Here is a 12,754-nt window from a genome sequence, read left to right as displayed (position 1 = left end):
CGGTCCGGCCTCCGCCCTACCGGCCGACCCAGCGCCAGGTCCGGCGGCCGGCGCGGACGACCTCGGCGAGCAGGGCGGCCACCTCGGCCGGGGTGGTGTGCGGGTTGAGCAGGGTCAGTTTGAGCCGGACCCGGCCGGGGCCCTCGCCCGGCAGTTCGGTCCGGCCGACCACGGCCCGTCCGCCGCGCAGCAGTTCGCGCCGCAGTTCGGCGTTGACCCGGTCGAGGGCCGCCGGGTCGACCTCGCTCCGCACGGCGTCCGGGCCGGCCGGGCGGTAGCGGAACAGCAGGGCGGTCAGCACGGGTTCGGTGTGCAGTTCCAGCTCCGGTTCGGCCCGGACGGCGTCGGCGGCGGACCGCGCGAGGTCGTGGCAGGCGTCGACGAGCCGGCCGAGCCCGGCGCGGCCGAGGGTGCGCAGGGTGACGGCGAGCTTGAAGGCGTCGGCGCGCCGGGTGGTGCGCAGCGAGAGGCCCAACAGGCTGGGGTAGCCGGCCTGTTCGTCGTCGGCCGGGTTGAGGTAGACGGCCCGGCGGGCGAGCGAGACGTAGTTCTCGGCGTGGCGCACCAGGAAGACACCGGCGGCAGCGGGCTGCCAGCCGAGCTTGTGCCAGTCCAGCGAGACGGAGTCGGCGCGTTCGATGCCGTCGAGCAGGGGGGCGAGCCGGTCGGAGAGCAGGGCGCCGCCGCCGTACGCGGCGTCGACGTGCAGCCAGGCGTCGTAGCGGGCGGCGAGTTCGGCGGCGGCGGGCAGCGGGTCGACGGCGCCGGTGTCGGTGGTACCGGCGGTGGCGACCACCGCGACGGGGGTGTGCCCGGCCCAACTCGCTTCGGCCAGGGCGCGTTCGAGCGCCACCGGGTCCATCCTCAGGTCGCGGTCGACGTCGATCGGGACGACGGCGCGTTCGCCGAGGCCGAGCAGGGCGGCCGCCCGTTGGACCGAGAAGTGCGCGGCCCGGGAGGCGAAGATCCGGGGCCGGGCGCCGGCGGGCAGGCCGAGGAGCCCGTCGAGTTCGACGATGCCGTCGAGCTTCTGGTCGCGGGCGAGCATGAGGCCCATGAGGTTGGACTCGGTACCGCCGGAGGTGACGACGCCGGCGGCGCGGGCGGGGTCGTAGCCGACCAGGGCGGCGAGTTCGGCGAGCAGCGCGGTCTCCAGCGCCGTCGCCGCGGGGGCCTGGTCCCAGGAGTCCTGGGAGGGGTTGAGGGCGCTGACGGCGAGGTCGGCGGCGGCGGCCACGGCGAGCGGCGGGCAGTGCAGGTGGGCGGCGCAGAACGGGTCGGCGGGGTCGGCGGCGCCGTGGGCGAGCAGTTCGGTGAGGCGGGCGAGGGCGTCGGGGCCATCGGCGGCGGCGAGGGCCCGGTCGACCAGGGCGGCGAGGTCGCCGGGGTGACCGGGCGGCAGCGGGCCGCCGCGTCGGGTGGCGCCGGTCTCCAGCGCGTCGAGGACGGTGGCGAGCAGCGGTCCGAGGGCGGCGGGTCCGCCGACGCCGCCGGACAGGGCGTCGAGGGGCGCGTCGACGCCCTCTCCGGCCCCGCCCCCCGCTCCCGCTCCCGCTCCTGCTCCTGCTCCTGCTCCTGCTCCCGGGCCGCCGCTCACGCGGACGCCGCCGCGATGGCGTCGGCGAGCCGGTCCAGCACCGCGGCCGTCTGCTCGTCGGTGATGGTGAGCGGGGGCAGCAGCCGCAGGACGGCGTCGTGCCGCCCGCCGAGTTCGACGATCAGTCCGCGGGCCAGGCAGGCCTCGCGGACCCGGACGGCGAGTTCGGGCGCGGCCGGCCGGGCCCCGCAGGCGTCCGGCTCCGCGGCCGGGTCGACGAGCTCGACGCCGATCATCAGCCCGCGTCCGCGCACGTCGCCGATCGCGGGGAGTTCCCCGGCCAGCGCGCGCAGCCGTGCGACCATCCGGTCGCCGACCGCCGCCGCCCGTTCGGCCAGCCCGTTGGCGGCGACGTAGCGCAGTGTGGCGGCTCCGGCCGCCATGGCCAGCGTGTTGCCGCGGAAGGTGCCGGTGTGGGCGCCGGGCCGCCAGCCGTCGTACTCCTCCCGGTAGACGACGACGGCGAGCGGGAGGCTGCCGCCGATCGCCTTGGAGAGCACCATCGCGTCGGGCACGATCCCGCTGTGCTCGACCGCCCACATCGCCCCGGTGCGGCCCACGCCGGTCTGCACCTCGTCGACGATCAGCGGGATGCGGCGCTCGGTGGTGATCCGGCGCATGGCGCGCAGCCAGTCGTCCGGCGCGGGGACGACGCCGCCCTCGCCCTGGACGGCCTCCAGGACCATCGCGGCGGGCGGGACGACACCGCCGGCCGGATCGTCGAGCAACCGTTCGACGTAGGTGGCGGAGAGTTCGGCCCCCGCCTCCCCGCCGACCCCGAACGGGCAGCGGTAGCCGTAGGGGTAGGGCAGCCGGACGACCTCGCCGCCGCCGGGCAGCGGCTCCTTGACGGCGACGTTGCCGGTGAGCGCGAGGGATCCGGCGGTCATCCCGTGGTAGGCGCCGGTGAAGGCGAGGGCGCCGGACCGGCCGGTCGCGGTCTGCATCAGCTTGAGCGCGGCCTCGACGGCGTCGGTCCCGGCGGGCCCGCAGAAGTGCACGCGCGCCCCGTCGGCGAAGGCGGGCGGCAGGCTCTCGAACAGGGCGGTGGTGAAGTCGTCCTTCTCGGCGGTGGCGAGGTCGAGCAGGTGGAGCGGGGCGCCGCTGTCGAGGGTGCGGCGGATCGCCGCCAGGACCACGGGGTGGTTGTGGCCGAGCGCGAGGGTGCCGGCGCCGGAGAGGCAGTCGAGGTAGCGGCGGCCGTCGGCCCCTTCGACGGTCATGCCGCTGGCGCGCACGGGGACGATCGGGAAGGAGCGCGCGTAGGTGCGGGCGGCGGACTCGCGCAGACGCTGGCGGCGCAGGACGGCACTCGGCGAGGGCCCGGTCCCGGCGGTGGACTCGGGCGCCGGGCCCGGCGCGGGAACGGCGGCGGCGCGGGGGACGGTCGGACCGGTGGCGGGCTCAGCGGCGAGCGTCAAGGCGGACTCCCAGAAAATTAGGTGAGCCTTACCTTACTTGTCTGACCTGCCCCGATCCGTCCGGGGGCACCTGAACCACCCTTGCGAGTGACAACCCGTCCACTTCCCCAACGAGCGGCCCGCCCGGAGGTCACGGCCGACCGGGGACCTCCGGTCCGTCGGGGCCGCCCGTCCAGCGGTAGCAGAGCTCCGGGCGGCCGACCGTGCCGTAGCGGGGCTCCCGGACGGCGAGGCCGGTGTCCACCAGGTGCTCCAGGTAGCGGCGGGCGGTGATCCGCGAGACACCGGCCGCCGCACCTGCGGCGGCCGCCGACAGGCCGGTGCGCTCCGCGCGCAGCACCCCGGCCACGGTGTCCAGCGTCGGAGCGCTCAGTCCCTTCGGCAGGGCGGTGCGTTCGGGCATCCGCAGCAGCGCGAGCGCCTGGTCGACCTCGTCCTGCCCGGTGGCCGCCCCGGTCCGCCCGAGGGTGTCCCGGTAGCGGGCGTAGCGCTCCAGGCGGTCGTGCAGCGCGGCGGCGGCGAACGGTTTCAGCAGGTACTGGACCACGCCGGCGGACACCGCCCGGCGGACCATCGCGAGGTCGCGGGCGGAGGTGACCGCGATGACGTCGGTGGCGTGCCCGGCCGCGCGCAGGGTGCCGCAGAGCTGGAGGCCGTGCCCGTCGGGGAGGTAGAGGTCGAGCAGCAGCAGGTCGACGGGGTGCCCGGCGGACCGGGCCCGTTCCAGGAAGCGCAGCGCCTCCGCGCAGCCGTGCACGGTGCCGACGGCCCGGAATCCCGGCTCGCGCCCCACGTAGAGGGTGTGGGCGGCGGCGGCCACCGGGTCGTCCTCGACCACCAGGACGGAGATCTCGGACCGTTCGGCGTCGGCGGCCGGGCCGCCGCCTCGGCTCACGGGGCCACCGCCACGCGCCGGTGGTCCCCCGCACCCTCGGACGCCGGGCGGTCGAGCGGCAGCCGGACGGTGAGCACCGCGCCGCGCTCCCGGCCGACCTCGACGGTGCCGCCGTTGCGCCGGGCGGCCTGGGCGACCAGGGCGAGCCCGAGTCCGCGCCCGTGGCCGCTGCCGTCGCCGCCCGCACGGCCGTCCTGCTTGGTGCTCCACCCGCGCCGGAACACGTCGGCCACCGCGCCCGGGTCGATCCCGTCCCCGGTGTCGGCGACCCGCAGCAGCAGGTGGTCCCCGTCGATCCGGGCGGTGACGGCGACCTCCGGAGGCCCGGGGTGCACGGCCGCGCCGGTGATCGCGGCGTCCACGGCGTTGTCGATCAGATTGCCGAGGACGGTGATGAGATCGCGGGCGGTCAGTCGCGACGGCAGCACCCCGTCGTCGATCGAACTGTCCGGCGTGAGCGTCAACTCCACACCCCGCTCGGCGGCCTGGGCGGCCTTGCCCAGCAGCAGGGCGGCCAGCACCGGTTCGCCGACGGCCGCCACCACCCGGTCGGTGAGCCGCTGGGCGAGGGCGAGTTCGGCGGTGGCGAACTCCACCGCCTCCCGGTGACGGCCGAGTTCGATCAGCGAGACGACGGCGTGCAGCCGGTTGGCGGCCTCGTGCGCCTGCGCGCCGAGCGCCTCGGTGAAGCCGCGCACGGAGTCCAGCTCGCCGCTCAGCGCCTGGAGTTCGGTGTGGTCGCGGAGGGTGAGGACGCGGCCGAGCCCGGTGCCGATGGTGGAGGTGTTGAGCACCACCACCCGCTCGGCGGTCAGATGGACCTCGTCGCGGACCGGCGCGTCCCCGGAGACGGCCGCCAGCAGCGCGTCCGGCAGTCCCAGCCCGTCCACCGGGCGGCCCTCCACCACCCCCTCCAGGCCCAGGAGTTCGCGCGCCGCGTCGTTGCAGAGCACCACCCGGTGGTCCCGGTCGAGCAGCACCAGCCCCTCCCGGACGGCGTGCAGGGTGGCCTGGTGGTACTCGTAGAGGTGGCTGAGCTCGGCCGGCCCCATGCCGTGGGTGTGCCGCCGCAGCCGGGAGTTGGCGAGGTAGGTGCCGATCCCGCCGACGGCGAGCGCGGCCCCCGCGACCCCCACCAGCGCGAGCAGCGGACCGCGCAGCCGGGCCGAGATGGACTGCACCGTGATGCCCGCGCTGACCAGCGCCACCACCCGGTGCCGCTCGTCCAGCACCGGGGTGACCACCCGCACGGACGGGCCGAGCGTGCCGGTGTAGGTCTCGCTGCGGGTCTCCCCGGCGAGCGCCCGGTCGATGTGCCCGAGGAAGGGCCGCCCGATCTGCTCGGGCAGCGGATGGGTCCAACGGACGCCGGCGGTGTCCATCACGGTGACGAAGGAGACCCCGGTGTCGACCCTCACCCGCTCGGCGTAGGGCTGGAGCACGGCCGTCGGATCGGGCGCGCCGGCGGCGTCGAGGACGGTCGGCGAGTCGGCGACGGCGCGGGCGACGGCGGTGACCTGGCGGCGGGCCGCGTCGTCGGCGCGCCCGGCGGTGAACAGGTACGCGAGCACCGCCCCGCCCGCGACCACCGCGGCGACGATCACCACTTGGACGAGGAAGAGCTGTCCGGCCAGGCTGCGCACCAGCCGGCGCGGCGGGAGAGGGGTACGCGCGGACATGCCTGTCAGTGTGCACCACGGCCCCGGCGGCGCGGACCCCGCTGCGAGGAGGAGGGCGACGTGAACTCTATGAACGCAAACGTGACCCGCGTCACGCCCGGACGCCATAGTCGGAGCGGCCCACCACCCGGGGCCCCCGGACCGCACGCCGGCGCACCCCCATGAGCGCATCCCCACGGCGCACGCGCCACCGGGCACAGCAGGGCGAAGGAGCCACAGATGTCGATCACCGGAGCAGCGGCGGGCGCCGGCACCAGACCGAAGGACCGCACCCACTTCCTCTACCTCGCCGTGATCGCGGCGGTCGTCGCGGGCGTCGTGGTGGGCCTGGCCGCGCCGGACTTCGCGGTCGAGCTGAAGCCCGTCGGCACCGGCTTCGTCAACCTCATCAAGATGATGATCAGCCCGGTCATCTTCTGCACCATCGTGCTCGGCATCGGCTCCGTCACCAAGGCCGCCAAGGTCGGCAAGGTCGGCGGCCTGGCACTCGGCTACTTCCTCGCCATGTCGACCGTCGCCCTCGGCATCGGCCTGCTGGTCGGCAACCTGCTGGAGCCCGGCGGCGGCCTCCACCTGACCTCCGCGCTCGCCAAGTCCGGCCACGCCCAGGCCGCCGCCGGCGGCGCGCAGTCCACCGCCGACTTCCTGCTCGGGATGATCCCGACCACCATGCTCTCCGCCCTCACCGAGGGCAAGGTGCTGCAGACCCTGCTGATCGCCCTGCTGGCCGGCTTCGCCCTCCAGGCGATGGGCCCGGCCGGCGCACCCGTACTGCGCGGCATCGAGCACGTGCAGCGGCTGGTCTTCCGGGTCATGGCGATGATCATGTGGGTGGCGCCGATCGGCGCCTTCGGGGCGATGGCCGCGGTGGTCGGCGCCACCGGTACGGCCGCGCTGAAGAGCCTCGCCGTCATCATGATCGGCTTCTACCTGACCTGCGCCCTGTTCGTGGTCGTGGTGCTCGGCACCCTGCTGCGCCTGGTCGCCGGCGTCAACATCTTCACCCTGCTGCGCTACCTGGGCCGCGAGTTCCTGCTGATCCTCTCCACCTCCTCCTCGGAGAGCGCCCTCCCCCGGCTGATCGCCAAGATGGAGCACCTGGGCGTCAGCCGCCCGGTGGTCGGCATCACCGTCCCGACCGGCTACAGCTTCAACCTGGACGGCACCGCGATCTACCTGACCATGGCCTCGATCTTCATCTCGGAGGCGATGGACAAGCCGATGTCGGTGGGCGAGCAGCTGTCGCTGCTGGTCTTCATGGTGATCGCCAGCAAGGGCGCGGCCGGCGTCACCGGCGCCGGACTCGCCACCCTCGCGGGCGGGCTCCAGTCGCACAAGCCGGCCCTGGTGGACGGCGTCGGGCTGATCGTCGGCATCGACCGGTTCATGTCCGAGGCCCGGGCGCTCACCAACTTCGCCGGGAACGCCGTCGCCACCGTGCTGATCGGGCAGTGGACCGGGGAGCTCGACCGCGAGCGGGCCCGGCAGGTGCTGGCGGGCGAGGTGCCGTTCGACGAGCGGACGCTGCTGGACGCCGACGCGCACGGCGGCGCGGGCGCCCCGGCGGCGGAGGGCGCCGTCCCGGCCGGGTCGGTCCCGGCCGCACCGGTCCCGGCCGCTGCAGTCCCGGCCGCTGTCCCGACCACCGCCGCCGCCACGACGGCGGCGGCGACCACGACGGCCGCCTGAGCCGCGGCCCGTCCCTCACACTCCCCTGGTCCGGCGCCCCGCCCAACCCCCCGGAAAAGGCGCCGGACCAGGGGTCCCCCATGTCCGGGGGCCGAGCCGGTGCTCGGGCAGGGCCCGAACCCGCGTCTCGCGGGACGACCGGCCCGCTCAGACCTCCTCGGAGCCGCTGACCGCCCAGCTCAGCCCGGTCGCCGGATCCTCCAGCGCGAGGTGCAGGTGCCGCAGCCGGTCGGCCGGATCGTCCCAGGTGAAGCAGCGCATCCGCGCGACCAGGGCGCGGACCTCCGCCCGGTCCGCCGACTCCGGCCGCTGCGCGCCGGTCATCGCCGTCAGCGCCCGCCACAGCGCCAGCCGCCCGTGCGCCGCGCCGTGCGCGCGGTCCGCGATGCCCGCCTGCACCAGCGCCGGCCAGGCGAGGGCGAACGGCAGGTAGCCGCCGGTGACCAGCGGTCCCGGCGCGAGCTGGGCGGCGGCCCCCGCCGCCGGTCCGCGCACGCAGACCGTCCGCGCCCAGCCGGCCAGCTCCGCCAGCGCCCGGGTGGCCGGCTGCCCCGGCAGCCGGGTGCCGGGTTCGGGCAGCTCCACCCGGGCCAGCCCCTCCCGGCTGGCGGGCAGCGTCAGCAAGGCGCTGCGCGAACCGCCCTGGCGCAGGTACTCCCGGACCGGCATGCCCTCGGCCCGTCCCACCGACTCCCAGGGCTCCAGCAGCAGCGGCACGCCCTCGGGGTCCGGTTCGGCGCCCCGGGAGAGGTCCTCCCCCAGCAGCACCCGGGTCTGCGCGACCAGCCGCCGCACCGGGGGCGGACCGAGCAGCGGGGCGAGCCGGCGCCAGGTGTGCCGGGTCGCCAGCACCTCCCAGAGCGGCCCGGCGTCGTGGTCGGCCACCCCCGCGGCCGTGCCGGGGCCGCCGTCCGCGTCGAACAGCCGTGCGGCCACCTCCGGCGGTGCGGCGTACGCGATCAGGTGGCCGAGCGCGGCGGTGGCGATGCCGGCCCGGCCCTGCGCCGCTTCGGCCGCGACCGTCCCGCGACGGTCCGCCGGATCCCTGCCCGCCAGGTCGCCGTCCGCCGGGCGACCGTCCGCCAGGTCGAGCGCGACGGCGGCGGCCCGGGCCTGGCGATAGGCGCCCAGCAGTTCGATCCAACGGCCCTCGTCCACCAGGGACCGGAGCCGATGCTCCTCGTACGTGATCACGATTTGCAGCGTACGGGGCGAGGCCGGAGCAGAGCTGACTTGCCGTCAGACCGGTGCGTCGGACCCCGCGCGCGCCCCCGGCACATGCCCGGGCGCGGGGCCGGACGGGGGAACGGGCGGAGAGCCCGAGGGGGGACCGGGCGGGGGACCGGGCACGCGGCAGGGTCGGGAATCGGCCCGACGCCCGGGCGAGCGGTCGGCGGGCGGACGCCGGGCCCCGGCGTCCGCCTCGGACCCCCTGCCGGCGGGCGACTCGCGCTCCCGTTCGAGGACGTTCCGCAGCCGGTCCAGCGCCCGGCGCCGGGTGACCGCCAGGGTGGAGCGGTGCACGCCGAGGAGTTCGGCGGCCTCCTCCAGGCTGTAGCCGTCGAGGTCGACCAGCAGCACCACCCGCGCCTGCTTCACCGTCAGACAGCGCAGCAGCCGCACCACCTCCCAGTGCGCCTGCAACTCGGCCACCCCGCCGCCCGACGGACCGTCGTACCCGCTGACCCACCCGCCGACCGCCGCGGGACCGCCGACCGGGCCGACGTCCTCCAGCGCCTCGGACGGGAGCAGCCGGCGACGGTCGCGGCGCCACTCGTCGCGCACGACGTTCGCCATGGCGGTGAACGCGTAGGCGTAGGGCCGGGGATGGCCGAGGAAGCGGGCGGGATTCCGGGCGATCCGCAGATACACCTCGTGGACGACATCGCCCGCGCCGAACGGGTCGCCGAGCATGCGAACAGCGGCGCGCTGGAGCCTGGGCAGCAATTCCGTGAACACCCGGTCGAATTCGGCGGATTCGGCGGACGGGCGCGGATCCGGATCCGGGTCCCGGCCCGCCCCGCCTCGACAACCGGCCGTGATTCCCATCCCGCCCCCTCGGAAATCGGCACCCCGAAATCGGCACCCCGAAGACCCGGTCGATGGACATCGGGCCCCTGGCGGCACGGCCTTGTGACGCACATCACATCATAGTTCGTCGTCCCACCGTTCCGCAGCCGTTCGCATGAGGGGTGGGAGGCGGGCTCGGGGTGACGCCGAGGCACTTTGCAAAGTCCTGGCGCACTTTGCAAAGTGCGCCAGGACTTTGCAAAGTGTCGCGAGCCACCTCCGGCCCTCCCGGAGGCGATGCGCCAACAGCTATTGGGCGCACGAGTGTTCGGAGTCCCACCGGCCAGGGCCACCGCGCTCCGGGGGCCGCTCCCCGGGGCGGCCCCCGGAGTCGGGCAGGTGGGCCCCGGGCGCCGTCCGCCCGGGCGGGTCGGCCTTGACCCTGACGGGCGCCCCCGGGCCGGGCGGACTCCGCGCGGAGGCCGGGGTGGTGGAGCGACGGTGCTTCTTGTGCCGTCCGTGCGTGCGCTTCCGACCCGGGGTGCCTGGGACGCTATCGGCGCGGCCCCCCGGCGGCGGCGAGGATCCGCGAATCCGCCCGCGACACCGGCGCCTTGTGTTCGAATGTCCCCGTCGTGTGCCGCCACCGGTCCGGCTGCCCCGACGGCGGAGCGTCCGATCCCCGGTACTCCGCGTCCAACTCCCCCGCGCAGCCGGCCGCCTGCCGCCGACCTCCCGCCCTCAGCCGCGCGGCGTCAGCCGGACCCGCATCGGGCTCCGCACCTGGAGCGTGATGCCCTGGCCCAGCCGGACACCGCGGTCCACCGCCTCGAACTCGAAGTCCCGCAGCAGCGCGCCCAGCGCCAGCACCGACTCCAGCATGGAGAAGTGCTGCCCTATGCAGGCCCTCGGCCCGCCCCCGAACGGGTACCAGGCGTACCGGTGGCGCTCCTTCTCCCGCTCGGGGAGGAAGCGGTCCGGGTCGAAGCGGTCCGGCTGGTCCCAGTGGTCCGGGTGCCGATGGGTGACCCACGGCGCGAGGATGACCTGGGCTCCGGCGGGCACGACGTACCCGTCGATCACCGACTCGGCCACCGAACGGCGCCCCATCTGCGAGGCGGCCGGGTAGAGCCGCATCGCCTCCTTCATCACCCGGGTGAGGTAGGGCAGCGCCTCCAGGTCCGCCGCCACCGGCGCCCGTCCGGCCAGTACGGCGTCCGCCTCCTCCCGCGCCCGGCGTCGCTGCTCCGGGTGCTTGGCCAGCAGGAAGAGCGCGAAGGCGAGCGAGGTCGCCGTGGTCTCGTGCCCGGCGAGCAGGAAGATCAGGACCTGGTCGCGCAGTTCGGCCGGGTCGAGCCGCTCGCCGTCCTCGCCCCGGGCCCGGGTCAGCAGCTCCAGCAGGTCGTCCGGACCGGCGGCGTCGGCCACGCCCGCCGCCCGCCGCACCGCCCGCTCGGCGATGATCCGGTCGCACACCGCGTAGAGGTCGCGCTGCGCGCCCGCGGCCCGCCGGTTGGCGGGGGTCGGCCAGCCGCGGGGCACCTTCACCGGTGCGAAGCCGCGTTCGAGGACGAACTCGCCGAGCACCGGGAAGCTGTGGTGCACCACCCGCACCGCCGCCTCCACGTCCGCCCCGAACAGGATCCGGGACACCGTGCGCAGCGCGAACCGCGACATCTCCTCCGCGACGTCGACCACGCCGCCGGGCACCACCCGCCAGCGGTCGGCGAGCACCGCGCACTCCTGCCCGACGGCCTCCGCGTAGCCGTCCACCCGGCGGCGGGTGAAGAGCGGCTGGATCAGCCGGCGCTGGCGGTGGTAGTCGCCGTCCTGGCTGGTCAGCAGGCCGTTGCCGAGGCTGGTCCGCAGCTCGTCGTAGAAGCTGTTGTCCTTGCGGAAGTTGGCCGCCTCGCTGCCGAGCACCTGGTGCGCGCCCTCCGGCGAGAACACCGCGTAGAACTCGGCGCGCAGTCCGGGCGGCCCGGCGGCGAAGCGGACGACGTCGCCGTAGTCGCGGCGGGCGTCGAGGTACGTCCGCAGCGGACGCCGGGTCAGGTCGAGCAGCGAGCCCACCAGCGGGAGTCCCGGCGGCCCGGGTATCCGGGTGATGGTGGCGGCGGTGCCGGTGGTGCTGGTGGTCGCGGCGGTGAGCGACATGTCCCCTCCTCGGTCGTGCGCCTCACCGGTCCCGCTGCCGGTCGGGCACCCCCGCCCCCGACCGCGCGACCGGTCGGTCGTGCCCCCGTTCCGTCCCCAACGTAACTGCCGGGTAATCGGCACAGAAGGGGCGCACAGAGCGCTGCCGACGCGCGCCACCCCGCGCTCACCGTCCGCCCCGCGCCCCCCGGAGGTCGCGCGGGATCCGAACAACCCGCCCCGGGCCGCTTGCGTCTTCCGACAGACCCGCCACACGCTTCGGCACCCCTGGCCTGTGCGATGAGACAGACGAAATTAGGCCCGCATATGCGGCACTATGATCGGCGTAATGGCCGCACCTGCGGCATTGACCCCGCGCCCCTCCCGGCGCGCCCAGGAGGGGAAGCCAAGGATGACCGTCCGCAGACTCACCGCCACCAGGTTCACCGCCACCGCGGCGGCGGCCCTCGTCCTCGCCCTCGGCGCCACCGCCTGCGGCAGCGACGGCGGCACCGACGCCAAGAGCAGCAGCAGCTCCCCCGCCGCCCCCGGCACGGGCGCGGCGACCGGCGCCGGCACGAGCACGGCCGGCGTCCCGAAGGCCACCGGGGCGATCACCGTGTTCGCCGCCGCCTCGCTGAAGGAGACCTTCACCGAGCTCGGCAAGAAGTTCGAGGCCGCCAACCCCGGCGCCAAGGTCACCTTCAACTTCGGCGGCAGCTCGGCCCTCGCCACGAGCATCAACTCCGTTGCCCCGGCGGACGTGTTCGCCGCCGCCAGCCCGGCCACCATGAAGACTGTCACCGACGCGGGCGGCGCCACCGGCGAGCCGAAGACCTTCGTGCGCAACACCCTTGCCATCGCCGTCCCCAAGGGCAACCCCAAGCACTTCGCCGGCCTCGCCGACCTGGCCGCGCCGGGCGTGAAGGTCGCGCTCTGCGCGAAGGAGGTGCCCTGCGGCGCCGCCGCGCTGACCGCGCTCAAGGCCGCCGGCGTCAACCTCACCCCGGTCACCCTGGAGCAGGACGTCAAGGGCGCGCTGACCAAGGTCGAGCTGGGTGAGGTCGACGCCTCGCTCGTGTACCGCACCGATGTGCAGGCCGATGCTGCGAAGATCGACGGCGTGGAATTCCCGGAGGCCGCCAAGGCCGTGAACGACTACCCGATCGCCGCCCTGGCCAAGGCGCCGAACAAGGACGGCGCGGCCGCCTTCGTCGCCTACATCCAGTCGTCCGAGGCGCAGCAGGTGCTGACCGCGGCGGGCTTCCAGGCGCCGTGATCCGTCGCACCGGCCGCGCGGGCGGCACCGGGTCCGGGGACTCCTCGG

The 12,754-nt window shown here is 75.6% G+C and carries 9 protein-coding genes; 2 read left to right on the top strand and 7 right to left on the bottom strand.

Annotated elements, in window-relative coordinates:
• Positions 1-16 precede the first annotated feature (16 nt).
• The 4 genes from ACW14Y_RS31865 to ACW14Y_RS31850 all read right to left on the bottom strand — a co-directional run bounded on the left by ACW14Y_RS31865 (position 17) and on the right by ACW14Y_RS31850 (position 5,592).
• A complete protein-coding gene (locus ACW14Y_RS31865) occupies positions 17-1,597 on the bottom strand; it encodes a pyridoxal phosphate-dependent decarboxylase family protein (protein ID WP_456984354.1) in 1,581 nt (526 codons plus the stop codon).
• Positions 1,594-3,018, bottom strand: a complete 1,425-nt coding sequence (locus ACW14Y_RS31860) for a diaminobutyrate--2-oxoglutarate transaminase family protein (protein ID WP_456984352.1) — start codon at positions 3,016-3,018, stop codon at positions 1,594-1,596. Before ACW14Y_RS31860 ends, ACW14Y_RS31865 begins: the two co-directional genes overlap by 4 nt.
• Before the next feature lie 130 nt (positions 3,019-3,148).
• On the bottom strand, positions 3,149-3,913 hold the full coding sequence (locus ACW14Y_RS31855) for a response regulator (protein ID WP_380437063.1): 765 nt from the start codon (positions 3,911-3,913) through the stop codon (positions 3,149-3,151).
• On the bottom strand, positions 3,910-5,592 hold the full coding sequence (locus ACW14Y_RS31850; RefSeq protein ID WP_380437065.1) for a sensor histidine kinase: 1,683 nt from the start codon (positions 5,590-5,592) through the stop codon (positions 3,910-3,912). Before ACW14Y_RS31850 ends, ACW14Y_RS31855 begins: the two co-directional genes overlap by 4 nt.
• A gap of 219 nt (positions 5,593-5,811) precedes the next feature.
• Between ACW14Y_RS31850 and ACW14Y_RS31845 the strand changes: the two genes are divergently transcribed.
• Entirely contained in the window at positions 5,812-7,281 is a 1,470-nt protein-coding gene (locus ACW14Y_RS31845; RefSeq protein WP_456984350.1) for a cation:dicarboxylate symporter family transporter, read from the top strand.
• Positions 7,282-7,428: 147 nt separating this feature from the next.
• Here ACW14Y_RS31845 and ACW14Y_RS31840 read toward each other — a convergent pair whose 3' ends face one another.
• From ACW14Y_RS31840 to ACW14Y_RS31830, 3 genes are all read right to left on the bottom strand, one after another.
• Entirely contained in the window at positions 7,429-8,475 is a 1,047-nt protein-coding gene (locus ACW14Y_RS31840) for a hypothetical protein (protein ID WP_456984349.1), read from the bottom strand.
• Between the two features lie 45 nt (positions 8,476-8,520).
• Positions 8,521-9,240 carry an RNA polymerase sigma factor gene (locus ACW14Y_RS31835; protein WP_456984348.1) on the bottom strand — a complete coding sequence of 240 codons (720 nt, stop codon included), beginning with the start codon at positions 9,238-9,240 and terminating at the stop codon, positions 8,521-8,523.
• A gap of 792 nt (positions 9,241-10,032) precedes the next feature.
• Positions 10,033-11,448, bottom strand: a complete 1,416-nt coding sequence (locus tag ACW14Y_RS31830) for a cytochrome P450 (protein ID WP_380300336.1) — start codon at positions 11,446-11,448, stop codon at positions 10,033-10,035.
• 391 nt (positions 11,449-11,839) lie between these two features.
• Between ACW14Y_RS31830 and modA the strand changes: the two genes are divergently transcribed.
• On the top strand, positions 11,840-12,706 hold the full coding sequence (modA, locus tag ACW14Y_RS31825; RefSeq protein WP_456984346.1) for a molybdate ABC transporter substrate-binding protein: 867 nt from the start codon (positions 11,840-11,842) through the stop codon (positions 12,704-12,706).
• Positions 12,707-12,754 lie beyond the last annotated feature (48 nt).

This window comes from Kitasatospora sp. cg17-2, assembly GCF_054031055.1.
This window is presented reverse-complemented; position numbering and strand designations above follow the sequence as displayed.

What these genes read in the sequence shown, in the direction of transcription:
- ACW14Y_RS31845 (WP_456984350.1), top strand. Translation starts at nt 5,812, where the DNA reads ATGTCGATCACCGGAGCAGCGGCGGGCGCCGGCACCAGACCGAAGGAC.
- ACW14Y_RS31850 (WP_380437065.1), bottom strand. Translation starts at nt 5,592, where the DNA reads ATGTCCGCGCGTACCCCTCTCCCGCCGCGCCGGCTGGTGCGCAGCCTG.
- ACW14Y_RS31830 (WP_380300336.1), bottom strand. Translation starts at nt 11,448, where the DNA reads ATGTCGCTCACCGCCGCGACCACCAGCACCACCGGCACCGCCGCCACC.
- modA (WP_456984346.1), top strand. Translation starts at nt 11,840, where the DNA reads ATGACCGTCCGCAGACTCACCGCCACCAGGTTCACCGCCACCGCGGCG.